This window comes from Streptomyces sp. NPDC088730 (assembly GCF_044751215.1).
In the GTDB taxonomy this organism is placed as follows: Bacteria; Actinomycetota; Actinomycetes; order Streptomycetales; family Streptomycetaceae; genus Streptomyces.
In genome coordinates this window covers 395,545-421,708 of sequence record NZ_JBIVLK010000006.1, presented here as the reverse complement: position 1 = coordinate 421,708, position 26,164 = coordinate 395,545, and the positions used below count along the sequence as shown (strand labels likewise).

The window sequence follows — 26,164 nt, the reverse complement described above, 5'->3', positions numbered from 1 at the left end:
TCTGCCACGCAGACAGCGTACGGGCCCCGGTGCGCGGCGCCGAGTGAGCCCGGCTGAAAGTGAGAAGGGCCATGGCCGTTCCGCACCCGTACGCCGCGGCCGTGCTTCGCAGCCGTCAGGCCAGGGCCGCCGCGTCCCGCGTCGGGAGGTGGTCCAGGCGGCGCAGGATGACGCCCTCGCGCAGCGCCCAGGGGCAGATCTCCAGCTCCTCGACGCCCAGCAGGTCCATGGCCCCCTCCGCGACCAGGGCACCCGCCAGCAGCTGGGCGGACCGTCCGTCGGAGACACCGGGGAGGTTGCCGCGCTCCTCCACGGTCATCGCGGCGAGCTTCGGCACCCACTCCTCCAGCGCCTTGCGGCTGAGGGTGCGCTGCACGTACAGCCCCTCGGTGGAGCGGGCGGCGCCGGCGATCCTGGCGAGCTGCTTGAAGGTCTTGGAGGTGGCCACGACGTGGTCGGGGCGGCCGAAGCGGGTGAACTCGCCGACGCTGCGGGCGATCCTCGCCCGGACGTGCCGGCGCAGCGCCCGCACCTCCACCGGGTCCGGCGGGTCGCCCCGCAGCCAGCCGGCCGTGAGCCGTCCGGCGCCGAGCGGCAGTGACACGGCGGCGTCCGGCTCCTCGTCGATGCCGTACGCGATCTCCAGCGAGCCGCCGCCGATGTCCAGGACCAGCAGCTTGCCCGCCGACCAGCCGAACCAGCGGCGGGCGGCGAGGAAGGTGAGGCGGGCCTCCTCGGCGCCGCTCAGGACGGCGAGGCCGATGCCGGTCTCGTCCCGCACCCGGGCCAGCACGGTGTCGGCGTTGCTCGCCTCCCGTACCGCGGAGGTGGCGAAGGCCAGCACGTCCTCGCAGCCCTTGTCCTCCGCCGCCCGTGCCGCGTCGGTGACCGTCGCCACCAGCCGGTCCACGCCGAGCGGACCGATCGCGCCGTCCTCGTCCAGGAGTTCGGCAAGGCGCAGCTCCGCCTTGTGCGAGTGCGCGGGCAGCGGGCGGGCGCCGGGGTGCGCGTCGACCACCAGCAGATGAACCGTGTTCGACCCCACGTCGAGGACTCCGAGTCTCATACGACGAACGCTACTGCCGCCTGCCGCCCCCTCAACGCCGGTCCTCAACGCCGGTCGGTCGTACTCTGGGCGCGTGCCAAAGACGAAAAAGGCGAAGCCGGACAAAGTCACGAAGAAGCAGATGACGAAGCGGGAGATGCGGCAGGCGGAAGCAGCGGACGCAAAGGGGCCCGACGGGTCCGACGAGACGGGGATCGACTTCGCGCGGGCCTGGGTGGAGTTCCCGGACCCCGCCGACGACGAGCAGGTCTTCCGCTGCGATCTGACCTGGCTGACATCCAGGTGGACGTGCATCTTCGGCAGCGGCTGCCAGGGCATCCAGGCCGGTCGCGCGGACGACGGGTGCTGCACGCTGGGCGCCCACTTCTCGGACGAGGACGACGAGAAGCGGGTCGCCGGCAACGTGGCCCGGCTGACCCCCGAACTGTGGCAGTTCCACGACGTGGGCACGGAGTCGGGCTGGGTGCAGACCGATGACGACGGGGAGCGCCAGACCCGGCGCTGGGAGGGTTCGTGCATCTTCCAGAACCGGCCCGGCTTCGCGGCGGGAGCCGGCTGCTCGCTGCACATCCTGGCGCTGCGGGAGGGCAAGGAGCCCCTGGAGACCAAGCCGGACGTGTGCTGGCAGCTGCCGGTCCGGCGTACGTACGACTGGATCGACCGGCCCGACGACACCCGGGTGCTCCAGGTGACGATCGGTGAGTACGACCGCAGGGGCTGGGGTCCCGGCGGCCATGACCTGCACTGGTGGTGCACGTCCGCGACCTCCGCGCACGGGGCCGGGGAGCCGGTGTACGTGTCGTACCGCCCCGAGCTGACCGAGCTGATGGGCAAGGAGGCGTACGACCGGCTGGCCGGGCTGTGCGAGGAGCGGCTCTCCTCGCTGCTGCCGATGGCGCCCCACCCGGCCGATCCGGCGTAGTACCCGCGGTTCTTTTCGCGGTTCGCGGCTTTCGGTTCGCGGTTCGCGGTCTTCGGTCGCGGCTCGCGGCTCGCGGCTTTCGGTCGCGGTTCTCGGTTCGCGGTCTTCGATTCACGGTTCGCGGTCTTCGGTCGCGGTTCCGGGGGCCGTTCTGCCGGGTGGTGCGTCAGTTCGCCGGGGGCGGGGCGCTCGGGCTCTCTCCCGGGCCTGTCGGGTCCGGGGACGGGCTCGGCCCGCCCGGGTCCGTCGGTGTCGTGGTGGGGTCCGTCGGGTCCGGCGTCGGTTCCGTCGGGTGGGGTGTCGGCTCCGTGGGGTCCGGTGAGGACGGGGACGGGTCCGGCGGCACCGGCGGGTGCGGGTGGACGGAACGGCTCGGCTGCGGGAGGTTCGAGGGGTGCGGCCTGAGGCCCGACGGGCGCCTCCCGCCGTTGCCGTGGATCGCGACGGCGGAGCCCGACGGGGCGAGCGCGACCCGTGCCGTCCAGCGCGAGGCCGGTTCGCGCCCGTGGTCGACGAGGACCCGGATCGTGACGCTGCCGCCCGCCGCGAGCTTCCCGGAGGAACTGCTGAGGCGCAGCCAGGACGCGGCGGTGCGGGCCGACCAGACGACCGGTCCGGCCTTCGACGCGGTCAGGGTGATCATCGTGGTGGCGCCGTAGGGGCGCGCCTCGACGGTGAGCCCGCCCGCGCGGTGCCGTCCCCCGTCGGGACCGGCCTCGTTGTCGACACTGATGACCTCTGCCGAGACGTCCGGGCGGCCGTCGTCGTCGGCGAACCGGGGGCCGGACTCGGGGGTGGCGTTGCCGGCGTTCTCGTAGCGCTCGTACGGGTCGCGGCCGCCGTCCGTCTCGGTCGCGGTGACCGAGGCCCCGTCGTGGCCCTCGCCGGTGAGCGGTGCGCCCCGGTAGGCGGACCACAGGGCGATCACCGGGGCGGCGACGACCGTGGCGACCACCGTCGTCGTCATGACCCTCGACCGCAGCCGGTCCCGGCGCGCGGCGTGGTCCTTGGGGTCCATCGGGAAGCCCGCCCGGTCGAACCGCGGCGTGGCGGACCGATTCTTCTGGTGCTTCTGGGCGTGGATCATCGCCACGTAGGCGGACGGGCGCGGTGCCTCGACGACCGCCAGCGCGGCGGCCGGGGTGACGGCCACGCCCGGCCACGGGCCCTCGGCGTCGGCCCGCTCGGCGGTGCGACGGCAGCGGGGGCAGTCGTCCACATGCCGTACGAGCTCGCGGCGCAGGGTGGCGGAGAGCAGCACCCGCCGGTCGCCGGTGAGCCGGCCCGCCGCGGTGCAGCCGCCCGACTCGACGACCGCGAGGGCGGCCCTGGTCCGCTCGACCTCGCAGGCGGCCGCGGCCAGGAGTTCCCTGGCGGCGGCGGTCTCCAGGCCCAGGACCGCGGCGACCGCGACCGGGGTGAGCCGGTGCCGTACCGCGAGCTCCAGCGCCTCCCGCTGCTCGGGGGTGGTGCCGGCGGCCTCCGGCCAGGCCAGCTGGGCCAGCTCGCGGCGGTGCGCCTCCGCGGCCGCGGGGCTCTCGGGTACGGGTGCCGGCAGCCCGGACCGGTGCGGTGCGGCCGGCGCCTTGGGGGCGTGGGCGGCCGCGGGGGGCGTACGCCGGCCTGCGCGCGCTCCCTGGACGGCCGGGGCGCGACGGTTCCCCTGCACCGGTACGGCCTTGTCGTGCTGCCGGTGGGCCTGGCGGCCCTGCTTCTGCTCGGTGAGCCTGCGCAGACACGTCCACCTGGCCAGGGCGTACAGCCAGGTTTTACGTTCCTCCTCGTCCGAGGGGCACCGTCCGCCCTGCCGTTCCGCCAGCGCGAGCACCCCGCCGAGCGCGTCGGTGGCGGCGTCGTGGTCGCAGAGCACGGAGAGGCAGTAGGTGAACAGACCGTCGAGATGCGGCTCGTAACGGGCGGGCGGCTTCTTCGGTGCCGACTGGGGCGCACGGTGCTGTGTCCGGTGTGCGCCGGGGGTGCTCGCGGGTGTCTCCAGCCTGCTGCTCGTCACCTTGCGACCGTAGGCAGGACGAGGCCCGGCCCTGGAGCCACTTGCGTGGATTTAACCCTTTCGGGTGAACGTATCGCGCGAAAGCGGACGGGATCGGGCGGAATTCCCGTTTCCCGGCGCCCCGGTGCGCGGGGCGTACGCCCGCGCACGCACCTCTCCCGTACCTCGCCGGACGGCACTGTCCGAGGGCACCTATACGGTGGCGCCATGGCCACCCGTACGAAATCCGCGAAGGACCGGCCGTCCTACCGCTGCACGGAGTGCGGCTGGACGACCGCCAAGTGGCTCGGCCGCTGCCCCGAATGCCAGGCGTGGGGGACGGTCGAGGAGTTCGGCGGCGCCCCCGCGGTACGGACGACGGCGGCCGGCCGCGTCTCCACCGCGGCGCTCCCGATCGGCCAGGTGGACAGCCGGCAGGCCACCGCCCGCTCGACCGGCGTCGGTGAGCTGGACCGGGTGCTGGGCGGCGGTCTGGTGCCCGGCGCCGTGGTGCTGCTGGCGGGCGAGCCGGGCGTCGGCAAGTCCACCCTGCTGCTGGACGTGGCGGCCAAGGCCGCGAGCGAGGAGCACCGCACGCTCTACGTCACCGCGGAGGAGTCCGCCAGCCAGGTCCGGATGCGGGCCGACCGGATCAGGGCGATCAACGACCATCTGTACCTGGCCGCGGAGACCGATCTGTCGGCGGTCCTCGGCCACCTGGACGCGGTCAAGCCGTCCCTGCTCGTCCTGGACTCCGTGCAGACCGTGGCCTCGCCCGAGATCGAGGGCGCGCCCGGCGGGATGGCGCAGGTCCGCGAGGTCGCCGGGGCGCTCATCCGGGCCTCCAAGGAGCGCGGCATGGCGACCCTGCTGGTCGGCCACGTCACCAAGGACGGGGCGATCGCCGGGCCCCGGCTGCTGGAGCACCTGGTCGACGTGGTGCTGTCCTTCGAGGGCGACCGCCATGCCCGGCTCCGGCTCGTACGCGGCGTGAAGAACCGGTACGGGGCGACCGACGAGGTGGGCTGCTTCGAGCTCCACGACGAGGGCATCACCGGCCTCGCGGATCCGTCCGGCCTCTTCCTCACCCGGCGCGACGAACCCGTGCCCGGCACCTGCCTGACCGTCACGCTCGAAGGCAAGCGCCCCCTGGTCGCGGAGGTGCAGGCGCTCACGGTCGACTCGCAGATCCCTTCGCCCCGGCGCACCACCTCGGGTCTGGAGACGTCCAGGGTGTCCATGATGCTGGCCGTACTGGAGCAGCGCGGCCGGATCAGCGCGCTCGGCAAGCGGGACATCTACAGCGCGACGGTCGGGGGCGTGAAGCTCACGGAGCCCGCCGCGGACCTCGCGATCGCACTGGCCCTGGCCAGCGCGGCGAGTGACACACCGCTGCCCAAGAATCTTGTGGCGATCGGCGAGGTGGGGCTCGCGGGCGAGGTCAGACGGGTCACGGGGGTCCAGCGCAGACTGGCCGAGGCACACCGTCTGGGCTTCACACACGCGCTGGTGCCGACCGATCCGGGGAAGGTGCCGGCCGGTATGAAGGTCACGGAAGTCGCCAACATGGGCGACGCGCTGAGAGTCCTCCCGCGCCGGTCTCGTGCACAGGCCCCGCAGGAGGACGGCGCACGCCGGTAGACTTTGCCCTGGTCTCGCCCGTCCGTACGAACGGTACGAGGGACGTGGGGTGTTTCGTTCGGATCGTGCCCGGTCCGGAGGAGAGGCCCCGAGGGCACCGCAAACCTGTGACCGGAGGAGTGCAGTGGCAGCCAGCGACCGGGCAGCATCGCCCGGAAAGTCCGGCCAAGGCACCGGTAACGAGGCGCTGATGCGCGCCTCGTTGACCGCCGTCGCGCCCGGAATGGCCCTGCGGGACGGCCTGGAGCGCATTCTCCGTGGCAACACCGGCGGGCTGATCGTGCTCGGCATGGACAAGACCGTCGAGTCGATGTGCACCGGCGGCTTCGTGCTGGACGTGGAATTCACCGCGACCCGGCTGCGAGAGCTGGCCAAGCTCGACGGGGCGTTGATCCTCGACAAGGACATGACCAAGATCCTGCGCGCCGGCGTGCAGCTGGTCCCGGACGCCTCCATCCCGACCGAGGAGACCGGCACCCGCCACCGCACGGCGGACCGGGTCTCCCGGCAGTGCAGTTTCCCGGTGGTCTCGGTCTCGCAGTCGATGCACCTCATCGCGCTGTACGTGCACGGCCAGCGCCGGGTCCTGGAGGAGTCCGCCGCGATCCTCTCGCGCGCCAACCAGGCCCTCGCCACCCTGGAGCGTTACAAGCTCCGGCTCGACGAGGTGGCCGGCACGCTCTCCGCCCTTGAGATCGAGGACCTGGTGACCGTCCGGGACGTGACGGCCGTCGCGCAGCGTCTTGAGATGGTGCGCCGGATCGCGACCGAGATCGCCGAGTACGTGGTGGAGCTGGGCACCGACGGCCGGCTCCTCTCGCTCCAGCTCGACGAGTTGATCGCGGGCGTGGAGCCGGAGCGCGAGCTGGTCGTGCGCGACTACGTGCCGGAGCCGACCGCCAGGCGGTCGCGCACGGTGGCGGAGGCGCTCACCGAGCTGGACGCGCTGTCCCACACCGAGCTGCTCGAACTTCCCGTCGTGGCGCGGGCCCTGGGTTACAGCGGCTCCCCCGAGACGCTGGACTCCGCGGTCTCGCCGCGCGGTTTCCGGCTGCTGGCGAAGGTGCCGAGGCTGCCCGGGGCGATCATCGACCGGCTGGTGGAGCACTTCGGCGGTCTGCAGAAGCTGCTCGCGGCCAGCGTGGACGATCTCCAGACGGTGGACGGGGTCGGGGAGGCGCGGGCGCGCAGTGTGCGCGAGGGCCTGTCGCGGCTGGCCGAGTCGTCGATCCTCGAACGGTACGTGTAGCGGTACGGAAGCGGGGCGGGGGGCGTGCGCCCCCCGCCCCGCTTTTCGCGTGTCCCTCGGCGGTCAGTCCTTCGCGAGGACGAACGAGGCGCGCTGCACGGGCTCGCCCGGCGCCTTGGCCTCGACCAGGTACGTACCGGGTCCGGCCTTCCCCGGCGGCGGCGTCGCGCACTTCGGGGCGCTCTTGGCGCGGTTCCACTCCACTGTGTGCACGACGGTCGCGCCCGCCGGCACCTTCAGCAGCACGGCGGCCGCGTTGCGCGGGCAGTCCTTGGAGGACCACACCTCGTCGTCGTCGCCGCCGGCCTCGGTGATGGTGAGCACCGTGCTCTTCGGGCCGAGGTCGGCCTTGCAGTCGGTGGAGGAGGTGTTCTCGGCGATCAGCCGGAACTTCGGCTTCTCGCCGGGCGCGTAACTCACGTCGCTCTTGAGGGTCAACCGCAGTGCGCCCGCGGTGCAGTCGGGGACGGAGGAGCCGGCCGGGAGCCGCTGTCCGGCGCTCGTGCCGCTGCCGCCGGAGCTGCCGGAGCCGGAACCCGAACCCGAACCCGAACCGCTGCCGGAGCCGCCGTCGGAACCGGAACCGGCGCTGCCCGAGCCGCCGTTGCCGCTTCCCGAGCCGCCGGAATCACCGCCGGAGCCCGCGCCACCGTTGCCGTCGCCCCCGCCGGAGCCGCCCGACTCGTCGCGCCCGCCCGGCTGTTCGCTGATCGCCGGGCCGGATCCCGAGGGCCCCGGCGTGATCGCGTCGGTGGGACCGGAGCCGGGGGCCCTGGAGTCGTCGTGGTCCCCCTTGCCGCCACGGGAGGTGACGGCCCATACGACCAGCAACGCGAGCAGCGCGATCAGCGTCGCCGCGACTGCCCTCCGTCGCCAGTAAATGGTGGAGGGAAGCGGCCCGATCGGATTACGCAAAGATCCCACGGCGCAAACTGTACGAGAGATCCGCCCCAACTCCCGCCCCACCCGCCGCTCTGATCCCCAAGTTTTGCGGATCATCATCCCGGGAGGGCGTATCCGCAACCCGAGGACCCCGCCGTGCGGCCACGTGCCGCAACCGGGTCCGGGGGTGCGGCCAGTTGCCGGACCGGAGGTCAGGCGGCGCGGGGACAGACGGGTGGCACTATCACTCCAAGGGCTCTTATGAGGGGCGACACCCCCGTGCACCGGTCCGTCGTCTGCTCTTCCGTGCCAGGATCGGAGGTGCGATGACTGCCACCACAGCGACACAGACGCCCCCCGCCTCCCTCCACACCCCCGTCATCGGGTGGTTCGACCAGCACGCCCGCGATCTGCCCTGGCGCCGCCCCGAAGCGGGCGCCTGGGGTGTGATGGTGAGCGAGTTCATGCTGCAGCAGACCCCCGTCAACCGGGTGCTCCCGGTCTACGAACAGTGGCTGGCCCGCTGGCCGCGCCCCGCCGACCTCGCGGCCGACCCTCCCGGCGAGGCGGTCCGCGCCTGGGGCCGGCTCGGCTACCCCCGGCGAGCACTGCGGCTGCACGGGGCCGCCCAGGCAATAACGGAACGGCACGGCGGCGACGTGCCGAGCGAGCACGCCCAGCTGCTCGCGCTGCCCGGAATCGGCGAGTACACGGCGGCGGCCGTGGCCTCGTTCGCCTACCGGCAGCGGCACGCCGTCCTCGACACGAACGTCCGCCGGGTCTTCGCACGGGCGGCGACCGGCATCCAGTACCCGCCGAACGCAACCACCGCCGCCGAGCGCAAGCTCGCCCGCGCGCTGCTGCCGGAGGAGGACGAGCGGGCAGCGCAGTGGGCCGCCGCGACGATGGAGCTCGGCGCCCTCGTCTGCACCGCGAAGAACGAGGACTGCGCGCGCTGCCCGATCGCGGAGCAGTGCGCCTGGCGGCTGGCCGGGAAGCCCGCGCACCAGGGGCCGCCGCGCCGCGGCCAGACGTACGCCGGTACCGACCGGCAGGTGCGCGGCCGGCTGCTCGCCGTGCTGCGCGAGGCGGTGACACCGGTGCCGCAGTCGGCGCTGGACGCCGTGTGGGACGAACCTGTGCAGCGGGCCCGCGCCCTGGACGGGCTGGTCGCCGACGGACTGGTGGAACCGCTGGCCGGGGCGCAGTACCGGCTGCCGCTGACCTGACGGCCGGGCGGGGCGCTCCCCCGCCCGGACCGCCGGCAGCCCCCCGGGCCTCTTTGCCCCACTCCTGCCGCGCTGTTACACAACCGATGGACAGCCGTGCGTCGGCGTATGGCTGCTCCGCACAGCCTCGTGACAACCGCTCCGTAGCGTCACCGACGTCAGCCCGACGACCAAGCGGCTGGCAGCGGTACCACGGGGATCCACGGGGATGGAGGCGGTTGTTATGGCGCAGGGCGAGGTGCTCGGATTCGAGGAGTACGTGCGTACCCGGCAGGAGGCGCTGCTGCGCAGCGCACGCCGGCTGGTCCCCGATCCCGTGGACGCGCAGGACCTGCTGCAGACCGCCCTGGCGCGTACCTACCGCCGCTGGGACGGCATCGCCGACAAGTCCCTCGCCGACGCCTATCTGCGCCGCGTCATGATCAACACCCGGACCGAGTGGTGGCGGGCCCGCAGGCTGGACGAGGTACCCACCGAGCAGCTCCCCGACGCCAGCATCGAGGACGGCACCGAGCAGCGCGCCGACCGCGCCCTGCTGATGGACGTCCTGGGCGTGCTGGCTCCCAAGCAGCGCAGCGTCGTCGTCCTGCGACACTGGGAGCAGATGAGCACGGAGGAGACCGCCGCGGCGCTCGGCATGTCGGCCGGTACGGTGAAGAGCACCCTGCACCGTGCCCTGGCACGGCTGCGCCAGGAGCTGGAGAGCAGGGAAGAGGCGGCCAGGGAGGCCCGGATCCGCGAGGACCGGGAGCACCGGCCGGCCGCCCGCGCCGCGTCGGCCACGGCTCCGGTGCGGTCCCGGAGCGCGGAGCGGGGGATCGGGCGTCATGACGAGCGGGGGCGGGAGCGGTGCGCGGCCTGACAGGCAGCGGTGACGGCGGCGACACGAGAGGCGACGCGGTCGGCGACGGGGGAAGCGGCGACAGAACCGGCGGCGGACGCGGCCGGCGGCTGACCGGATGGGCGGCGAGCAGTACGGCACTGGCCGGGCTCGCCGTCGTCGGCCTGTTCGCCGTGAGCTGCTCCACCGGTGGTACCGGCACCCGCGACGAGGGCCCGGCGGGCACCCAGCCGGTCGTGCGGATCACGCCGACCGCCACGACGCCGTCCAGGGCGAGGCCGACCCCGCGGGTCGACGCCGTCGCCCTGCTCAAGGCGGACACGAGGGTGAGCGAGCGGGTCCGGACGGATCTGAAGCCCTGCACCGGTGACGAGTACCCGGTGGACACCTCGTACGGGAAGCTGACCGGCGGCCCCGGCGCCGACGTGGTCGTGAACGTGATGACCTGCGGCGATTCGGTGGGCGTCGGCACCTATGTGTACCGGCCCCGGGCCGACGGCACGTACGAGAACGTGTTCACCACCGAGCAGCCGGCGGTCTACGGGACCATCGACCGCGGTGATCTGGTGGTGACGACCCAGGTCTACGGCAAGAAGGACGCGGTCGCCTATCCCTCCGGCGAGGAAGTGATCACGTACCACTGGGCGAACACCCGGTTCAGCGAGACGGACCGGGTGCACAACGACTTCAACCGAGCCGTCGGCGCCGGGGAGGGGGACTTCCCGGAGCCCACGGAACCGACGAAGAACTGAGAGCTTTCCGATGGCCGAGACCCATGTGCTGTTCGTCGAGGACGACGACGTCATCCGCGAGGCCACCCAGCTGGCGCTGGAGCGGGACGGCTTCGTGGTCACCGCGATGCCCGACGGGCTCCGGGGCCTCGAAGCGTTCCGGGCCGACCGGCCCGATATCGCGCTGCTCGACGTGATGGTGCCCGGACTGGACGGGGTGAGCCTGTGCCGCCGGATCCGGGACGAGTCGACGGTGCCCGTGATCATGCTCTCCGCCCGTGCCGACTCGATCGACGTGGTGCTCGGTCTGGAGGCCGGCGCCGACGACTACGTCACCAAGCCCTTCGACGGCGCGGTGCTGGTCGCCCGGATCCGCGCCGTGCTGCGCCGCTTCGGCCACGCCTCGGGCAGCGGCCAGGGCAGCGCCGGCGGGGCGGAGGACGGACCCGAGGGCGGGGTGCTGGTCTTCGGTGACCTGGAGGTCGACACCGAGGGCATGGAGGTGCGAAGAGCCGGCGAGCAGGTGGGCCTGACGCCGACCGAGATGCGGCTGCTGCTGGAGTTCTCGTCCGCGCCCGGCACCGTGCTCTCCCGCGACAAGCTGCTGGAGCGGGTCTGGGACTACGGCTGGGGCGGTGACACCCGGGTCGTGGACGTCCATGTGCAGCGGCTGCGCACGAAGATCGGCCAGGACCGGATCGAGACGGTCCGCGGCTTCGGCTACAAGCTCAGGGCATGAGGCGGCCGTCCCTGCGGACGAGTGTCCGCTGGAAGATCAGCATCGCGATCGCCGCGGTCGGTGCCCTGATCGCGGTCGCGCTGAGCCTGGTCGTGCACAACGCGGCCCGGGTCTCGATGCTGGAGAACGCCCGCGAGGTCCAGCTGGAGCGGCTGACCTACGCCCAGCTGCTCTACGAGGCGACGAAGACGAAGAAGGCCGACCCCCGGTTCGGCGCGAAGATCAACGATCCGACGATGCCGCACAGCCTGCGCCAGGAGACCCGGAAGAACCGGCGTGCCACCCACGTGGAGGACGGCGGCGGGGTGCCGGACGTGTGGGCGGCCGTGCCGCTGGCCAACGGTGACGTGCTCTCGCTGCACACCCGGTTCGCGGACCGCTCCACCACGATCATGGGCGACCTCGACCGGGCCCTGATCATCGGCTCGGTCTCGGTGGTCTTCGGCGGCTGCGCGCTGGGGGTGCTGATCGGCGGCCAGCTGTCCCGCCGGCTGCGCAAGGCGGCGACGGCGGCCGGGAAGGTCGCGCAGGGCAATACGGAGGTCCGGGTCCGGGACGCCGTCGGCGGTGTCGTGCGGGACGAGACCGATGAGCTGGCCGGTGCGGTGGACGCGCTGACGGACGCGCTGAACGAGCGGATCGAGGCGGAGCGCCGGGTCACCGCGGACATCGCGCACGAGCTGCGCACCCCGGTGACGGGGCTGCTGACGGCGGCCGAACTGCTGCCGCCGGGCCGCCCCACGGAGCTGGTACGGGACCGGGCGCAGGCGATGCGCACCCTGGTCGAGGACGTGCTGGAGGTGGCCCGGCTGGACAGCGCCTCGGAGCGGGCCGAGCTGCAGGAGATCGCGCTGGGGGACTTCGTGAGCCGCCGGATCGCGCTGCTGGCCCCGGACGTGCGGGTCCAGGTGGTCCACGAGTCGTGGGTCAGCACCGATCCGCGCCGGCTGGAGCGCATCCTGGGCAATCTGCTGGGCAACGCCGCCAAGCACGGCTCCACCCCAGTGGAGGCCACGGTCGAGGGCCGGGTGGTCCGGATCCGCGACCACGGGGCGGGGTTCCCGGCGGCGCTGCTGCGGGAGGGGCCGAGCCGGTTCCGTACCGGATCGACCGACCGGGCGGGCCACGGGCACGGTCTCGGGCTGACGATCGCGGCCGGTCAGGCGCGGGTGCTCGGTGCCCGGCTGACCTTCCGCAACGCCGCCCCGGAGGGTGCGGCCCCGGGCGTGGGCGGGGCGATCGCCGTGCTGTGGCTGCCCGAGCACGCGCCGACCGACACCGGCAGCTACCCGATGCTCCAGTTCGCCGAGCAGCGCGGTCCCCGGCCGAACGGCCGGACGGCCGCGGGCAGCGGCAAGGAGTCCGGCCGCGGCCCCTCGGAGGGCTGAGGGGGACGCACGGGGGCCCGGCCGGCCCCGGAACGGGAAGGCCCCCGGTCCGCACGCGGCGATCGCGTGCGGACCGGGGGCCTCTTCGTACGGCTGCGCCGCTACGGCTACACCATGCTCTCGGCCGGGTCCGGGGCCGCGCCGCGCAGCGGGACCTCCTTGACGAAGAGCGCCGCCACCAGGGCGACCACTCCGACAGAGGCGCCCACCAGGAAGGCGATGTGCGTACCGGACGACACCGCGAACTCGTACGCCTCGCGCACCGGCACCGGCAGCTTCGCCAGGCTCGCCGCGTCCAGCTGGGCGGAGTGCGCGGTGGCTCCCCCGCCACCGCGGGCGGCCATCTCGTCCTGCACCCGGCCGGTGAACAGGGCGCCCATGATCGCGACGCCGAAGGAGCTGCCGAGCGTACGGAACAGGGTGGTGGCGGACGAGGCGACGCCCATGTCCTTCAGCTCGACGCTGTTCTGCGCGACGAGCATCGTGATCTGCATCAGGAAGCCCATGCCGGCGCCGAGCACCGCCATGTAGAGGCCCGAGGTGAAGCGGGTGGTGCCGGTGTCCATCGTGGAGAGCAGGAAGAGTCCGGCCACCATCAGGATCGAGCCGATGATCGGGAAGATCTTGTACCGGCCGCTGTTGGTGGTGACGCGCCCGGCGATCAGCGAGACGACCATCATCGAGAGCAGCATCGGCAGCAGCAGGAGTCCGGAGTTGGTCGCGGACGCGCCCTGGACGGACTGCTGGAACAGCGGCAGGAACAGCACCGCGCCGAACATCACGAAGCCCGCCATGAAGCCGACCACGGACATCAGCGTGAAGTTGAGGTTGCGGAAGATGTGCAGCGGGATGATCGGCTCCGCGGCCTTCGTCTCGACGAAGACGAACCCGGCCAGCGCGGCGACGCCGATCGCGATGAGCTCCATGATCACGGCGGAGTTCCAGTCGTACTCCGAGCCGCCCCAGGTGGTCACCAGCACGATCGCGGTGATGCCGACCGTCAGCAGCCCGGCCCCGAGGTAGTCGACCTTCGCCTTCCTGCGCTCCCGCTTGGGGAGGTGCAGTACGGCGGTGACCATGGCCAGGGCGACGATGCCCAGCGGGATGTTGATGTAGAAGGCCCAGCGCCAGCCGAGGTGGTCGGTGATGGTGCCGCCGACCAGCGGTCCGCCGATCATCGCGATCGCCATCACACCGGCCATCAGGCCCTGGTACTTGCCGCGCTCGCGGGGCGGCACCAGGTCACCGATGATCGCCATGACGCCGACCATCAGACCGCCGGCGCCGAGCCCCTGGATCGCGCGGAAGCCGATCAGCTGGCCCATGTCCTGGGACATGCCGCTGAGGACCGAGCCGATCAGGAAGATCACGATGGACGTGAGGAACATGCCCTTGCGCCCGTACATGTCGCCGAGCTTGCCCCAGATGGGCGTGGAGGCCGCGGTGGCAAGGGTGTAAGCGGTCACCACCCAGGACAGATGTTCCAGTCCTCCGAGGTCTCCGACGATCGTCGGCATCGCGGTGCCGACGATGAGGTTGTCGAGCATGGCCAGCAGCATGGCGATCAGCAGGGCGACGATCACCACCCGGACGCTGCGCTGCTGCGGCTCGCTCTTCGGCGCACGTTTCGGCTTGCCGCCGGCCGCCTTCCCGTCCGTCGCCGTCTTCAGATCCGACATCTTCCCCAACTCCCCTGATCCCCTGCTCACCGGGCCCTTACTTGCCGCCCGGCTAGTTGACTACACTGGGGGAAAGTACCCCCGCAACTAGCCGGGCGTCAAGTAAGTTTGGGGAGAGCACCATGAGCAGCACGACGCAGCCGCGCCGGGGCAACACCCGCCAGCGCATCCAGGACGTCGCGCTGGAACTCTTCGCCGAGCAGGGCTACGAGAAGACCTCCCTGCGAGAGATCTCCGAGAAGCTGGACGTCACCAAGGCCGCCCTCTACTACCACTTCAAAACCAAGGAGGACATCCTCGTCGGCATCTTCGAGGACCTCAACCGCCCCGTCGAGGACCTGATCGCCTGGGGCCGGGAGCAGCCGCACACCCTGGAGACGAAGAAGGAGATCCTCGCCCGCTACAGCGAGGCGCTGACCACCGCCGCCCCGCTCTTCCGCTTCATGCAGGAGAACCAGGCGACCGTGCGGGAACTGAGCATCGGCGTGACGATCAAGGACCGGGTCCTGGGGCTCGTCGACCTGATCAAGGACCCGGAGGCGCCGATGATCGACCAGGTGCGGTGCTTCAGCGCGCTCTTCACGATGCACGCCGGCATGTTCGCCCTCAAGGACGTCGAAGGCGACCCCGAGGAGAAGCGCAAGGCCGTCCTGGAGGTCGCCGTCGATCTGGTGACTCAGGCGCACGACCCGGGGGCCGCCGGATAGCGGACCGGGTCGTGGCGGGTCAGACGTTGATGCCCACCTTGTGCAGGTAGTTGACCGGGTTGATCGCGGAACCGTAGTTCGCGGTGTTCCGGATCTCGAAGTGCAGGTGCGGGCCGCTGGAGTTGCCGGTGTTGCCGGACAGGGCGATCTTCTGCCCCTTCTTCACGTGCTGGCCGATGTGCACGTCGATCTTCGACAGGTGCGCGTACTGCGAGTACCGGCCGTTGCTGTGCTTGATCACGATGGCGTTGCCGTACGCGGGACCGTCGCCGCCGCCGTTCGGGCCGGCCTTCACGATGGTGCCGGTGTGCGCGGCCTCGACCTTGGTGCCGATCGGCACGGCGAAGTCCTGGCCGGAGTGCTTGTGGGCCCAGCGGCTGCCGTCGTTGCCGAAGCTCGCGCTCAGCTCGTAGTGGTGGACCGGGGTCTCCCAGCGAAGCTTCTTGGCGGCCTTCTTCGCCGCCTTCTTCCTGGCCTCGGCCTTCTTCTTCGCCGCGTCGGCCTTCTTCTCGGCCTTGTGCTTGGCGGCCTTGCCCTGCGCGGCCGCCTGCTCGGCGACCGAGTCGGCCGTGGCGCTGCTCGACAGGCTCGCGGCGTGGGGGGTACCCGTCGTGCCGGCCGCGAACGCAGCGCCCGCACCGAGAACCATCGACGTCCCCAGTCCGGCCGCCACCACGGCGCCGCGCACACGGGAAGCGGACGGGCGGTGGGAGTGCTTGAACGTTACGCGCTTCGACATAAGCGGAAAACCTCCGGGATGACTGGACCCGGCGCTCCTGCCGGGCTGGCCATCCCTTGGTAACCCGCCACCCCATCGGTGCTCAAACCCCCCATCTACGACGAAAAGCCGTAGCAGCCACCCCGGGAATCAGCTTCCACGGGTCCCGGACCGCGCCTCCCCGAAGGCACCGGGATCACGTCGCCTCTCTTCGTCCGGAGACGTTTAAGCCCAGTTCCAAACCACCTCAAACGGACACGGCCCCATTTTCTGCGCACTTCATCCCGTAGTCCCCAAGGTCCCGCCCGGCTCAGGGCCGAAGGTCCCTCCGGCGATCATGGCGCGTGCTCCTAAGCCGGCTAGTAGGCCCCGAAAGGGCTGTGCGCCTTGTCACCGCCGGTGGGACCAAAGGCCGTCCGTTTCGGGACCTTCGGCGGGCAACCTGACTACGCTGGCACGGCGAGAACCGACCAGCTCCGGGGGGACGGAACATGACCGGCAACACCGCAGGCACGGGCGGAAACAGCAGCGGCGCCCCCGGCAGCGGGCGCCACGACGGCATCGAGCTCGCCGACGCCGTCGAATCGGTCCGCAACCAGCTCATCGAGGCCGCCGCCCGCGGCACCGGCCGCCCGCTGGCCTTCGAGGTCGGTGACATCCAGATGGAGTTCACCCTGGAACTCCGCAAGGAGGTCAAGGGCTCCGCCCGGGTGAAGGCCTGGGTGGTGGAGGCCGGTGCCGACGCGGGCCGCTCCACCGGCCACACCCACAAGGTCGCCTTCACCCTGAAACCGCGTGATGTCACGACCGGCGAGGCCTGGCAGATCGGCAACGAGACCGAGGGCAGTACCGAACGATTCGGCGCCGACGGCGGTACGGACCGGCTCGGCACGGACAGCCGTCCCGACCGGCTCGGCACGGACCGCGGTACCGGGCGCTTCGGCCAGGGGCGGCCCCGGCCGTGACGGCCATACCGCCCGCGGACCGCACCGTCGTGGTCCTGGGCGCCGGCTCCGTCCAGGGCAGCGGTGTCCTGCTCACCGACCGGCTGGTGCTGACCTGCGCCCACGTCGTCAGGGGCGGCGGCCGCTGCGACGTCGCCCACCCGGACGTCACCGGGCACGCGGACTCGGCCGTCGTCTGGATCGACCACGCCCTGGACGCCGCCCTCGTCGAGACGGCGGCCCCGCTGCTCCCGGCGGAACCGGTACGGCTCGGCGTCCTGCACACAGTCCAGGCGCTCGCCGACTGCGAGATCACCGGCTTCCCCGACGCACAGCGCTTCCCCGACGGGCATCTGGAGACCGACCAGTACACCGTCACCGTGCTGCCCATGGCGGGCCGCCCGCGCAATGTGCTCGTCTGCGAGCTGGACGGCCCGCCCGCCGGGTCGGACCGCGAGCCGCCCGCGCTGCGCGGGCTCTCCGGCGGTCCGGTCTTCGCCGGCAACGTCCTGCTCGGCATCGCCCGGCAGATCCCGCCGAAACGCGGGGGCCGCCGGGTCGAATGCGTACCGCTCGGTCCGCTCCTCGACTCGCAGCCCTTCCGGCTGGTGTACCGGCAGACCGGCAACGAGCTCCACCACGAGCGGGTCCACGGGCACTTCCCCAAGGACCTGCGCTACGAGGAGGAGTACGCGGCCGCGCTCGGCGCCGCGTACCGGCGCACCAAGATCTTCGGGCTGGACGAGCTCGGCCGGCACGACTCCGAATGGGACCTGGACACCGCCTACCTCGGCCTGGAGGCCCAGCCGCGCGGCCGCTCCGTGGCGCGCGAGGAGCCGCGCCCCGCGCCCCGGCGCGTCGACTCCCTGCTCGCCGAACGCCCCCGGGTGCTCCTGAGGGGCGACGCGGGAGCCGGGAAGACCACCCTGGTCTGGTGGCTGGCGGCGCACGCCTCTGCCGGCACCCTCGGGCCGAGGCTGACGGCGCTCAACGGACTGGTGCCCTTCGTCGTCCCGCTGCGCACCCTGCGGGCTCGGGGCGGCGCCTTCCCGTCCGTCGGGCAGCTGGCCGCCGCCTCCTCGGCGGCCGTCGACGACCCGCCGGAGGGCTGGACAGGCCGGGTCCTGGAGGCCGGCCGCGGGCTGCTGCTCGTGGACGGACTGGACGAGGTCCCGCCGGACGAGCGCGAGGCCGCGTACGACTGGCTGTCCCGGCTGCTGCGCCGCTACCCGGCGACCCGCTGCGTGGCGACCGTGCGCCCGCACGCGGTGGCCCCGGGCTGGCTGGCCTCCGAGGACTTCGAGGAGCTGCGGCTGCTGCCGATGCGGAACGAGGACATCGCGGCGTTCGTCGCGGCCTGGCACCGGGCGGCCCGGCTGGACGACCCGGACCACGCGGCGCTGGGCGAGCTGGAGCGCGATCTGACCCGGCAGTTCGCCACCAACTCCACCCTGCGCAACCTGGCCCGCACCCCGCTCCTGTGCGCCGTGATCTGCGCCCTGCACCGGCAGCGCCAGGGCCTCCTGCCCGAGACCCGCTGGAGCCTCTACGACTCGGCGCTCGCCATGCTGCTCGGCAACCGCGACAAGCGGCGCCGGATCGATGCCCCGGAAGGCATCACGATGAACGTGGACGAGCAGGCCCAGCTCCTCCAGCGCATCGCGATCTGGCTGGTGCGGGGCGGCCAGACGGAGCTGGACCGCGAGCAGGCGCTGCACCAGCTGGAGCAGGGGCTGCGGGGCATGGAGCAGATCCGGCGCCAGGGCTCGGCGCCGGAGATCCTGACCCATCTGCTGAACCGCAGCGGCGTCCTCCAGGAGCGGGTCGACGGTGTCTACCAGTTCACCCACCGCACCTTCCAGGACTTCCTCGCGGCGAAGGAGTTCGTCGAGGGCGGCCACCTCCACGAACTGATCGGCCGGGCGGACTCCCAGCAGTGGCAGGACGTCATCCTGCTGTCCGCCGGACACTGCGGCCGCCGCGAGCACCCCGTACTGGTCAACGGCCTGCTGGACGCCGAGGCGCGGTCGGCGGACGGCGTCACCCGGACCGAGCTGCACGTCCTGGCCGCGCTCTGCGCGCAGCACGCGACCTGGCTCGACGACGCGACGCGTGCCCGGGTCTCGGAGGCCGTGGCGTCGCTGTTCCCGTTCGACTCGACCGGGGAGGCACGGCTGCTCTCCCGGCTCGGTCCGGCCGGACTGCGTCATCTCCCCGACCCGTCGGACCCCGGGCTCACCGATCCGCAGGCGAACTACATCGTCCAGATGATCAACGAGGTGGGCGGGGCGGAAGCCGTTCCGCACGCCCGTGAGTGGGTGCTCGCCCGCCCTGAGCTCATCCTGCGGTTCCAGGAAGGCTGGGACCGGTATCCGGCGGACCTCTTCGCCGAGCGGGTTCTCTCCACAGGCAGGCTGAAGCACCGGACGCTGAATGTGCGCTCGGCGGAGCAGCTGACAGCCCTGCGCCATTTCCCCTCCGTCACGGAGCTGGAGATCCAGGGGAACCTCACCTCGGCCGAGCTCCGGGCCGGGCTGCGCGACCGTCCGTTGCGCGCGCTCGGCATCAGGGACAACGCCCGGCTGAGCGATCTGTCCTTCCTGGAGCTGTGCGCCGGGACGCTCACCGCCCTGACGCTGCTGGACTCCTGGAGTGTGCGGGACCTCGGTCCGCTCGGCCTGCTCCAGGAACTGAGAACGCTCCGGCTGGACATGAGTCACCTCTCGCCCGCCGCGCTGGGCGCCACCGCCGGCAGCGGACTGCTCTCCCTGCACCTGGAGGACATGTCGGCCCAGAACCTGAGCCGGGTGCCGGCGCACCCACGGGTGACGACGCTGGTGCTCGACGGCCCCAACCCGGTGTCGATCGACACACTGCGCGGCTGGGACCACCTGGAGTACCTCGCCCTGACATCCGCCACGTCGGTTCCTCCCCTGTGCATCGCACTCCGGAAGTCCCCGCAGGTGACGGACCTGAGGGTGCGGGCGTTCGCGTCGGAGTTCCGGGGCGTCGCCGTGGTTCCCTCGGTCACCGCGCTCACGCTCGACCTGTCCGGACAGCTGAACGACCTGAGCTCTCTCCCCCGGGTCTTTCCCGCGCTGACCAGGCTCCAGCTCCGCCCCCTGCCGTCCGGCGGCGCCGCCGTCGACCTGACCCCGCTGGAAGCCCTGCCGGGCCTGGAGGTCGATGCCACGGGCTTCGTCGAGGTGTCCGGCGGCAGGGGGCTGGAGGTATACCGCTGAGCGCACGGCGAAGGGGCGGCCCCCGGCCGGTCGAAACCGGTCGGGGGCCGCCCCTTCTGACGCTCGGACGCGCTAGGCGCCTGTCACGCCTCCTTCGTCATGTTCGGGCCGGCGCCGCCTGCCGCCTGCTCGATCGGAGGGACGTCGGGCAGGGCCGACTTCTCCTCGCCACGGAAGGTGAACGTCTTCTCGTCACCCTCGCCCTCGGTGCCGACGACCACGATGTGACCGGGGCGCAGCTCACCGAAGAGGATCTTCTCGGAGAGGATGTCCTCGATCGAGCGCTGGATCGTCCGGCGCAGCGGCCGGGCGCCCATCACGGGGTCGTAGCCCTTCTTCGCCAGGAGCGACTTCGCGTCCGCGCTGAGCTCGATGCCCATGTCGCGGTCCTTCAGCCGCTCGTCCACCTTGGCGAGCATGAGGTCGACAATCTGGATGATGTCTTCCTCGGTGAGCTGGTGGAAGACGACCGTGTCATCGACACGGTTGAGGAACTCGGGCCGGAAGTGCTGCTTGAGCTCTTCGTTGACCTTGTTCTTCATCCGGTCGTAGTTCGTCTTCACGTCACCCTGGGCGGCGAAGCCCAGGTTGAAGCCCTTGGAGATGTCCCGGGTCCCGAGGTTGGTCGTCATGATGATGACCGTGTTCTTGAAGTCCACGACCCGGCCCTGGGAGTCGGTCAGGCGACCGTCCTCCAGGATCTGGAGCAGGGAATTGAAGATATCGGGGTGGGCCTTCTCGACCTCGTCGAAGAGGACGACGGAGAACGGCTTGCGGCGCACCTTCTCGGTGAGCTGGCCGCCCTCCTCGTATCCCACGTAGCCGGGGGGCGAACCGAAGAGCCGGGAAACGGTGTGCTTCTCGCTGAACTCCGACATGTCGAGGGCGATCAGCGCGTCCTCGTCACCGAAGAGGAATTCGGCGAGCGTCTTGGACAGCTCGGTCTTACCGACACCGGACGGACCGGCGAAGATGAACGAGCCACCGGGACGCTTCGGGTCCTTCAGGCCTGCCCGCGTACGGCGGATCGCCTGCGAGAGGGCCTTGATGGCGTCCTTCTGGCCGATGACGCGCTTGTGGAGCTCGTCCTCCATGCGCAGCAGACGGGAGGACTCCTCCTCCGTCAGCTTGAAGACCGGGATGCCGGTGGCGGTGGCGAGGACCTCGGCGATGAGCTCGCCGTCGACCTCGGCCACGACGTCCATGTCGCCGGCCTTCCACTCCTTCTCGCGCTTGGTCTTCGCGGAGAGGAGCTGCTTCTCCTTGTCCCGGAGAGAGGCCGCCTTCTCGAAGTCCTGGGAGTCGATGGCCGACTCCTTGTCCCGGCGGACGCCCGCGATCTTCTCGTCGAACTCGCGGAGGTCCGGCGGCGCGGTCATCCGGCGGATGCGCATCCGGGAGCCGGCCTCGTCGATCAGGTCGATCGCCTTGTCCGGCAGGAAGCGGTCCGAGATGTACCGGTCGGCCAGCGTCGCGGCCTGGACCAGCGCCTCGTCCGTGATGGACACGCGGTGGTGGGCCTCGTAACGGTCGCGCAGACCCTTGAGGATCTCGATGGTGTGCGGCAGCGAGGGCTCCGCGACCTGGATGGGCTGGAAGCGGCGCTCGAGAGCGGCGTCCTTCTCCAGGTGCTTGCGGTACTCGTCGAGCGTGGTGGCGCCGATGGTCTGGAGCTCGCCTCGCGCCAGCATGGGCTTGAGGATGCTCGCCGCGTCGATCGCGCCCTCGGCGGCGCCCGCACCCACCAGGGTGTGGAGCTCGTCGATGAACAGGATGATGTCGCCGCGGGTGCGGATCTCCTTGAGCACCTTCTTCAGGCGCTCCTCGAAGTCACCGCGGTAGCGGGAACCGGCGACCAGCGCACCGAGGTCGAGGGTGTAGAGGTGCTTGTCCTTGAGGGTCTCGGGCACCTCGCCCTTGACGATGGCCTGGGCCAGGCCCTCGACGACCGCCGTCTTGCCGACGCCGGGCTCGCCGATGAGGACCGGGTTGTTCTTCGTACGGCGGGACAGCACCTGCATGACCCGCTCGATCTCCTTCTCGCGCCCGATGACCGGGTCGAGCTTGGATTCACGAGCGGCCTGGGTGAGGTTCCGGCCGAACTGGTCCAGCACCAGGGAGGTGGAGGGCGTGCCCTCCGCGGGGCCGCCCGCTGTGGCAGCCTCCTTGCCGCCCGAGTAACCGGAGAGCAGCTGGATGACCTGCTGGCGGACCCGGTTCAGGTCGGCGCCCAGCTTCACGAGGACCTGGGCTGCGACGCCCTCGCCCTCGCGGATCAGGCCGAGCAGGATGTGCTCGGTGCCGATGTAGTTGTGGCCGAGCTGAAGGGCCTCGCGGAGCGACAGCTCCAGGACCTTCTTGGCTCGGGGGGTGAAGGGGATGTGGCCGGACGGGGCCTGCTGGCCCTGACCGATGATCTCCTCCACCTGCTGGCGGACCGCCTCGAGCGAAATCCCGAGGCTCTCCAGGGCCTTAGCGGCGACACCCTCACCCTCGTGGATCAGGCCCAGGAGGATGTGCTCGGTGCCGATGTAGTTGTGGTTGAGCATCCGGGCTTCTTCCTGAGCCAGGACGACAACCCGCCGCGCGCGGTCGGTGAACCTCTCGAACATCGTTAATCGCTCCTCAGAGCGGTCAGGCAGTAAGGGGTCGGTCCCCTCCCTGTCCTTCCGCAGCTTAGTCCCGCAAGCGGGGACCGCTCATTTCAACTGCCGACACCCGGCCCTGCTTCCCGGGGGACTCCCGCCCCGAACGCCGACAACTGCTCCAACCCGATGGTGCGAGACGATGTTCCCGCAGGCCAGGCAGATACCCCTATCGCCAGTACGCCGATGGCGAACGTGAGACGTCCGGTGGCCGCGTGTCGCCCCTCCCCACTAGGGATGTCTTACCCGCAATTACAGACAGTCCATGCGGCGTACGCGGGTTCCCTCCGCTACGGGCGAACATCTTCGTACTCCTGAATGCGCCCGTACGCCCCCAACCCGGACACACTACGCGTTCGGTCGAGGACTCTGCGTAACCCCGGGGTGGGATCGGGAGTTCTTCCGGCATGGCTCTCACCGTCCCGCCGCCCCGAACTCCGCCGCCCGCAGGCCGGAACGGCGGTGCCGGAGCCGGGCCGCGGGGCGACTGGTCCCAGTGGTACGAGCAGCGGCTCGGCTGGGCCACCGCCGGCGTCGCCCCGGTGCGGCTGCTGACCGGGCTGCGGTTCGACGCGCTCGTCGTCCCCGCCGCCGCCGGCCACGCGGCGCTGCGTCGGGTGGGCCGTACGGGACCCGTGGCGCTCATGGGTGAGCGGATGAGTCTGCTGGTGGCAGCCGGAAGCGCGGATGAGCTGCCCGGACTGCTCGACTGGCTGGAGTGGGGGCCGGTCGCCCTCACGCTGGCCGCCCTCGGCACCGGCGGCCGGATCACCGCGCCCCCGCCGCCTGGCCGGCCGGGCCCGCCGGGGGCCGCCGTCTGGCTGCGACCCCCCTGGTCACCGCAGGGGCGGAACGGGGAACCGGTGCTCCCGGCCCTCTCCGGCTTCGGGAGCAGGGCTGGGGGTACTCCCGATCTCGTCCGGCTCGTGGACGCCGTGGCGACGGAATGCCACCGGGCCAGGCTGACGCGTGCCCGGAAGAGGCCGGCCGGTCATGAGCCGACTGCTCAGCCGTTGGCCTTCTCGTAAGCCTCACGGATGTCCGCGGGGACACGGCCCCGGTCATTCACGTTGTGGCCGTTCTCGCGCGCCCACTTACGGATCTCGGCGGTGTCCTTGTTGCCGCCGGGAACCGCGCGGCCCTTGCCGCGCCCGGAGGCGGCACGGCCACCGGTGCGACGGCCGCCCTTGGCGTAAGGCTCAAGCAGCGTGCGCAGCTTGTCGGCGTTGCTCGTGGTGAGGTCGATCTCGTAGGTCTTGCCATCCAGCGCGAACGTGACGGTCTCGTCCGCCTCGCCGCCGTCGAGGTCGTCAACAAGAAGGACCTGAACCTTCTGTGCCACCGGATTTCCTTTCATCGAAAATGGAGTACGCGGAAAGGAAACCGCTTTTCCCCGGAAAACACAAACCCTCGGGAGAGGTTCGGGAGCACAAGAAGACGGGAAACGTGCGCGATTCGGACATAGACCTCGGGGTTCTTCCGACCGTCACAGGTGCAGAAGCATCCGGCTGTTACCCAAGGTGTTCGGCTTCACCCGTTCGAGACCCAGGAACTCCGCGACTCCCTCGTCATAGGAACGCAGCAGCTCGCTGTAGACATCTCCGTCGACCGGCGTCTCTCCGATCTCCACGAAGCCGTGCTTCGCGAAGAAGTCGACTTCGAAGGTGAGGCAGAAAACCCGTCGCACGCCCAGCCAGCGGGCGGTCTGCAACAACTTGTCCAGTACTTGGTGCCCGACCCCGGCTCCCTTGATGCTGTGGTCGACCGCGAGAGTACGGACTTCGGCTAGGTCTTCCCACATCACATGCAGTGCGCCGCAGCCGATGACCCGGGCGTCCTCGTCGCGTTCCGCGATCCAGAACTCCTGGATGTCCTCGTAAAGGGTGACCGTCGCTTTGTCGAGCAGGATGCCTTCACGCACGTAGCCGTCGAGGAGACGCCGGACGGAGGCCACATCGCTCGTCCTCGCACGCCGGACGGTGATGGGTACGTTTATAACCGACGGTACGGTCCGGAAATCGGTTTGCGGAAGCTCTGAGGACATACCCAGACGCTATCGTTCGGGCTCCGGCTCCGCCCCATCGGGCGCTTCGGAGGCTTCGCCGGCAGGCGCCGCGGCGTCCTCGGCAAGAGTGGGCACAACCATCCGCATGGCGTCCCGGAGAGCCTCACGCTGCTCGGCCGACATCATCCCGAAGAAGGCGACGAGCGCGGCGGCCGGGTTGTCACTCGTCGACCAGGCTTCGTTCATCAGTGCGGCCGAGTACGCGGCGCGGGTGGAGACGGCCGTATATCGATATGCGCGGCCGTCCACTTCCCGGCGCACCCAGCCCTTCTGATGGAGATTGTCCATTACCGTCATGACGGTGGTGTAGGCGATGGACCGTTCCTGCTGAAGGTCCTCAAGGACTTCCCGCACGGTAACCGGACGGTTCCATTGCCAGACCCGGGTCATCACGGCGTCTTCCAGCTCTCCCAATTGACGGGGCACAGCGTCACCCTAGTGCCAAATGTCTGGAATGGGCGGTTATTCACACAACAAAAGGGCGTACGGCTCTCTGGGAGCCGTACGCCCTTCGTACGGTGCCGTGCGCTGTACGCGCTAACCGGCGGAAATCAGACCGCTTCGGTCCGCGGGGCCTGGTGGGCCGCCTCCGCGCGACTGATCGCCGCGTCCACGGCCGCGTCTTCCTTGGCCTTGTTGGGACCGCCCTGGCTCTTGACGATCGTCACGACCAGGCCGATGAAGAAGGCTGCCATCACCACGGGGGGCACGAGCGCGGATACGTAGTCCATGACGTCCAGGGTAGCGAGGCGGGTGCGGACTTCCGCGCGCCCCCCACGGTGCGCCGTCAGCCCGCGGCGCGCTGCTGCGGCGGGGGCGCCGGACGGCGGCGCGGCGGGAACACCTCGGAGGGCTTCGGCGCCGGGCGGTCGGACGGTGCCGCCGGGCGGGCCGGGGCCGCGGGCACCTTCGGCCTGTCCGGCTCCGCGGCGCGGCCGCCGGGCAGCGCGAGCAGCCGGCTGCGGGGCGCGGGGGCCGTCGCGGACACGGCACGCCCGGCCAGCCGGGCGCGCACCGAACGTTCCGCGAGCACCTGACAGCGTGCCAGGAGCGCCGCGGCGACCGGTCCGCCGCGCAGCGCGCGCAGCGCGGCCAGATCCTCGGGACGGGGGTCGTACCCGGCGGCCAGCGCGTCCTGGAGGAGCTCCAGATAGCCGCTGAGGGAGCCGGGGAGGGCGTTTCTGTAGCGGGCGAGGTCAGCGAGGAGGAAGGCGCGCAGCCGTCCCGCCTCGCTCACCGTCTCGTCCACGGAGCCCGCTAGCCGCAGGCAGTCCTGGACATCCTCTTCGGGCAGGGGCGCGGGGTGGAGGGCGATGGCGAGGGCGCGTCGGAGCACTCGCAGCTCGTCCGCGCTGAACGCCATACCGCCGCGTGATCCGTAGGGCGTGGGCATGACGCGACAATACGTGCTAAATGGACAAAATCCGTTTAACTGGCCGTGGGGCGGCGCGGCGGCCGGGCGGGCCGCCGCGTCACCGGTCACGGT

General features: G+C 71.4%; 23 protein-coding genes. 12 read left to right on the top strand and 11 right to left on the bottom strand.

Annotated features, from left to right (window positions below; genetic code table 11):
- Positions 1-115: 115 nt before the first annotated feature.
- Complete coding sequence (locus tag ACIP89_RS21425) at positions 116-1,066, bottom strand: Ppx/GppA family phosphatase (RefSeq protein WP_401923876.1); 951 nt, start codon at positions 1,064-1,066, stop codon at positions 116-118.
- Between the two features lie 73 nt (positions 1,067-1,139).
- On the opposite strand from ACIP89_RS21425, the gene ACIP89_RS21420 reads away from it, so the two are divergent.
- Complete coding sequence (locus ACIP89_RS21420) at positions 1,140-1,988, top strand: hypothetical protein (protein ID WP_401923878.1); 849 nt, start codon at positions 1,140-1,142, stop codon at positions 1,986-1,988.
- Between the two features lie 166 nt (positions 1,989-2,154).
- Here ACIP89_RS21420 and ACIP89_RS21415 read toward each other — a convergent pair whose 3' ends face one another.
- Positions 2,155-3,999 carry a hypothetical protein gene (locus tag ACIP89_RS21415; protein WP_402116144.1) on the bottom strand — a complete coding sequence of 615 codons (1,845 nt, stop codon included), beginning with the start codon at positions 3,997-3,999 and terminating at the stop codon, positions 2,155-2,157.
- Between the two features lie 207 nt (positions 4,000-4,206).
- Between ACIP89_RS21415 and radA the strand changes: the two genes are divergently transcribed.
- The gene (radA, locus tag ACIP89_RS21410; RefSeq protein ID WP_024494855.1) at positions 4,207-5,619 is read left to right on the top strand and encodes a DNA repair protein RadA; all 1,413 of its coding nucleotides are present in this window, start codon (positions 4,207-4,209) and stop codon (positions 5,617-5,619) included.
- A gap of 124 nt (positions 5,620-5,743) precedes the next feature.
- Positions 5,744-6,868, top strand: coding sequence for a DNA integrity scanning diadenylate cyclase DisA (disA, locus tag ACIP89_RS21405; protein WP_401923884.1), 1,125 nt, complete (start codon positions 5,744-5,746; stop codon positions 6,866-6,868).
- 63 nt (positions 6,869-6,931) lie between these two features.
- On the opposite strand, the gene ACIP89_RS21400 is transcribed toward disA, so the two are convergent.
- The gene (locus ACIP89_RS21400) at positions 6,932-7,792 is read right to left on the bottom strand and encodes a hypothetical protein (RefSeq protein ID WP_402116143.1); all 861 of its coding nucleotides are present in this window, start codon (positions 7,790-7,792) and stop codon (positions 6,932-6,934) included.
- 284 nt (positions 7,793-8,076) lie between these two features.
- Here ACIP89_RS21400 and ACIP89_RS21395 point away from each other — a divergent pair, with 284 nt between their 5' ends.
- The 5 genes from ACIP89_RS21395 to cseC all read left to right on the top strand — a co-directional run bounded on the left by ACIP89_RS21395 (position 8,077) and on the right by cseC (position 12,678).
- Positions 8,077-8,979, top strand: a complete 903-nt coding sequence (locus ACIP89_RS21395; RefSeq protein WP_401923889.1) for an A/G-specific adenine glycosylase — start codon at positions 8,077-8,079, stop codon at positions 8,977-8,979.
- 223 nt (positions 8,980-9,202) lie between these two features.
- A complete protein-coding gene (locus ACIP89_RS21390; RefSeq protein ID WP_401925141.1) occupies positions 9,203-9,841 on the top strand; it encodes a SigE family RNA polymerase sigma factor in 639 nt (212 codons plus the stop codon).
- Complete coding sequence (locus ACIP89_RS21385) at positions 9,829-10,572, top strand: hypothetical protein (protein ID WP_402116141.1); 744 nt, start codon at positions 9,829-9,831, stop codon at positions 10,570-10,572. Before ACIP89_RS21390 ends, ACIP89_RS21385 begins: the two co-directional genes overlap by 13 nt.
- A 10-nt stretch (positions 10,573-10,582) precedes the next feature.
- Positions 10,583-11,290 (top strand): two-component system response regulator CseB, encoded by a 708-nt coding sequence (gene cseB, locus ACIP89_RS21380; RefSeq protein ID WP_402116140.1) that lies wholly within the window; start codon positions 10,583-10,585, stop codon positions 11,288-11,290.
- Positions 11,287-12,678, top strand: coding sequence for a two-component system sensor histidine kinase CseC (gene cseC, locus ACIP89_RS21375; protein ID WP_402116138.1), 1,392 nt, complete (start codon positions 11,287-11,289; stop codon positions 12,676-12,678). The genes cseB and cseC overlap by 4 nt, the downstream gene beginning before the upstream one ends.
- Positions 12,679-12,785: 107 nt before the next feature.
- Here cseC and ACIP89_RS21370 read toward each other — a convergent pair whose 3' ends face one another.
- The gene (locus ACIP89_RS21370; RefSeq protein ID WP_401923898.1) at positions 12,786-14,357 is read right to left on the bottom strand and encodes an MDR family MFS transporter; all 1,572 of its coding nucleotides are present in this window, start codon (positions 14,355-14,357) and stop codon (positions 12,786-12,788) included.
- 122 nt (positions 14,358-14,479) lie between these two features.
- On the opposite strand from ACIP89_RS21370, the gene ACIP89_RS21365 reads away from it, so the two are divergent.
- Positions 14,480-15,064, top strand: a complete 585-nt coding sequence (locus tag ACIP89_RS21365; RefSeq protein ID WP_401923901.1) for a TetR/AcrR family transcriptional regulator — start codon at positions 14,480-14,482, stop codon at positions 15,062-15,064.
- Between the two features lie 19 nt (positions 15,065-15,083).
- Here the strand turns inward: ACIP89_RS21365 and ACIP89_RS21360 are convergent, their stop codons facing one another.
- Entirely contained in the window at positions 15,084-15,803 is a 720-nt protein-coding gene (locus tag ACIP89_RS21360; protein ID WP_401923903.1) for a M23 family metallopeptidase, read from the bottom strand.
- A gap of 470 nt (positions 15,804-16,273) precedes the next feature.
- Between ACIP89_RS21360 and ACIP89_RS21355 the strand changes: the two genes are divergently transcribed.
- Both ACIP89_RS21355 and ACIP89_RS21350 read left to right on the top strand, forming a co-directional pair.
- The gene (locus ACIP89_RS21355; protein ID WP_402116136.1) at positions 16,274-16,747 is read left to right on the top strand and encodes a trypco2 family protein; all 474 of its coding nucleotides are present in this window, start codon (positions 16,274-16,276) and stop codon (positions 16,745-16,747) included.
- The gene (locus ACIP89_RS21350) at positions 16,744-19,968 is read left to right on the top strand and encodes an NACHT domain-containing protein (protein ID WP_402116134.1); all 3,225 of its coding nucleotides are present in this window, start codon (positions 16,744-16,746) and stop codon (positions 19,966-19,968) included. Before ACIP89_RS21355 ends, ACIP89_RS21350 begins: the two co-directional genes overlap by 4 nt.
- A gap of 83 nt (positions 19,969-20,051) precedes the next feature.
- Here the strand turns inward: ACIP89_RS21350 and ACIP89_RS21345 are convergent, their stop codons facing one another.
- The gene (locus ACIP89_RS21345) at positions 20,052-22,580 is read right to left on the bottom strand and encodes an ATP-dependent Clp protease ATP-binding subunit (protein ID WP_311304888.1); all 2,529 of its coding nucleotides are present in this window, start codon (positions 22,578-22,580) and stop codon (positions 20,052-20,054) included.
- 440 nt (positions 22,581-23,020) lie between these two features.
- Between ACIP89_RS21345 and ACIP89_RS21340 the strand changes: the two genes are divergently transcribed.
- The gene (locus ACIP89_RS21340) at positions 23,021-23,641 is read left to right on the top strand and encodes an SCO3374 family protein (RefSeq protein ID WP_401933125.1); all 621 of its coding nucleotides are present in this window, start codon (positions 23,021-23,023) and stop codon (positions 23,639-23,641) included.
- On the opposite strand, the gene ACIP89_RS21335 is transcribed toward ACIP89_RS21340, so the two are convergent.
- The 5 genes from ACIP89_RS21335 to ACIP89_RS21315 all read right to left on the bottom strand — a co-directional run bounded on the left by ACIP89_RS21335 (position 23,620) and on the right by ACIP89_RS21315 (position 26,041).
- The gene (locus ACIP89_RS21335) at positions 23,620-23,955 is read right to left on the bottom strand and encodes an Lsr2 family protein (protein WP_024494064.1); all 336 of its coding nucleotides are present in this window, start codon (positions 23,953-23,955) and stop codon (positions 23,620-23,622) included. The two genes, ACIP89_RS21340 and ACIP89_RS21335, sit on opposite strands and share 22 nt — an antisense overlap.
- Positions 23,956-24,099: 144 nt before the next feature.
- A complete protein-coding gene (locus ACIP89_RS21330) occupies positions 24,100-24,657 on the bottom strand; it encodes an amino-acid N-acetyltransferase (protein WP_401923913.1) in 558 nt (185 codons plus the stop codon).
- Between the two features lie 9 nt (positions 24,658-24,666).
- The gene (locus ACIP89_RS21325; protein ID WP_401923915.1) at positions 24,667-25,104 is read right to left on the bottom strand and encodes a BlaI/MecI/CopY family transcriptional regulator; all 438 of its coding nucleotides are present in this window, start codon (positions 25,102-25,104) and stop codon (positions 24,667-24,669) included.
- A 125-nt stretch (positions 25,105-25,229) separates the two neighbouring features.
- Complete coding sequence (locus tag ACIP89_RS21320) at positions 25,230-25,409, bottom strand: hypothetical protein (protein WP_389686463.1); 180 nt, start codon at positions 25,407-25,409, stop codon at positions 25,230-25,232.
- Between the two features lie 56 nt (positions 25,410-25,465).
- Positions 25,466-26,041 carry a hypothetical protein gene (locus ACIP89_RS21315; RefSeq protein WP_401925144.1) on the bottom strand — a complete coding sequence of 192 codons (576 nt, stop codon included), beginning with the start codon at positions 26,039-26,041 and terminating at the stop codon, positions 25,466-25,468.
- Positions 26,042-26,164 lie beyond the last annotated feature (123 nt).

Excerpts from the sequence above, each read along its gene's own strand:
- ACIP89_RS21425 (WP_401923876.1), bottom strand. The coding sequence starts at position 1,066 with ATGAGACTCGGAGTCCTCGACGTGGGGTCGAACACGGTTCATCTGCTG.
- radA (WP_024494855.1), top strand. The coding sequence starts at position 4,207 with ATGGCCACCCGTACGAAATCCGCGAAGGACCGGCCGTCCTACCGCTGC.
- ACIP89_RS21395 (WP_401923889.1), top strand. The coding sequence starts at position 8,077 with ATGACTGCCACCACAGCGACACAGACGCCCCCCGCCTCCCTCCACACC.
- ACIP89_RS21390 (WP_401925141.1), top strand. The coding sequence starts at position 9,203 with ATGGCGCAGGGCGAGGTGCTCGGATTCGAGGAGTACGTGCGTACCCGG.
- cseB (WP_402116140.1), top strand. The coding sequence starts at position 10,583 with ATGGCCGAGACCCATGTGCTGTTCGTCGAGGACGACGACGTCATCCGC.
- cseC (WP_402116138.1), top strand. The coding sequence starts at position 11,287 with ATGAGGCGGCCGTCCCTGCGGACGAGTGTCCGCTGGAAGATCAGCATC.
- ACIP89_RS21370 (WP_401923898.1), bottom strand. The coding sequence starts at position 14,357 with ATGTCGGATCTGAAGACGGCGACGGACGGGAAGGCGGCCGGCGGCAAG.
- ACIP89_RS21365 (WP_401923901.1), top strand. The coding sequence starts at position 14,480 with ATGAGCAGCACGACGCAGCCGCGCCGGGGCAACACCCGCCAGCGCATC.
- ACIP89_RS21360 (WP_401923903.1), bottom strand. The coding sequence starts at position 15,803 with ATGTCGAAGCGCGTAACGTTCAAGCACTCCCACCGCCCGTCCGCTTCC.
- ACIP89_RS21355 (WP_402116136.1), top strand. The coding sequence starts at position 16,274 with ATGACCGGCAACACCGCAGGCACGGGCGGAAACAGCAGCGGCGCCCCC.
- ACIP89_RS21345 (WP_311304888.1), bottom strand. The coding sequence starts at position 22,580 with ATGTTCGAGAGGTTCACCGACCGCGCGCGGCGGGTTGTCGTCCTGGCT.
- ACIP89_RS21340 (WP_401933125.1), top strand. The coding sequence starts at position 23,021 with ATGGCTCTCACCGTCCCGCCGCCCCGAACTCCGCCGCCCGCAGGCCGG.
- ACIP89_RS21330 (WP_401923913.1), bottom strand. The coding sequence starts at position 24,657 with ATGTCCTCAGAGCTTCCGCAAACCGATTTCCGGACCGTACCGTCGGTT.
- ACIP89_RS21320 (WP_389686463.1), bottom strand. The coding sequence starts at position 25,409 with ATGGACTACGTATCCGCGCTCGTGCCCCCCGTGGTGATGGCAGCCTTC.
- ACIP89_RS21315 (WP_401925144.1), bottom strand. The coding sequence starts at position 26,041 with ATGGCGTTCAGCGCGGACGAGCTGCGAGTGCTCCGACGCGCCCTCGCC.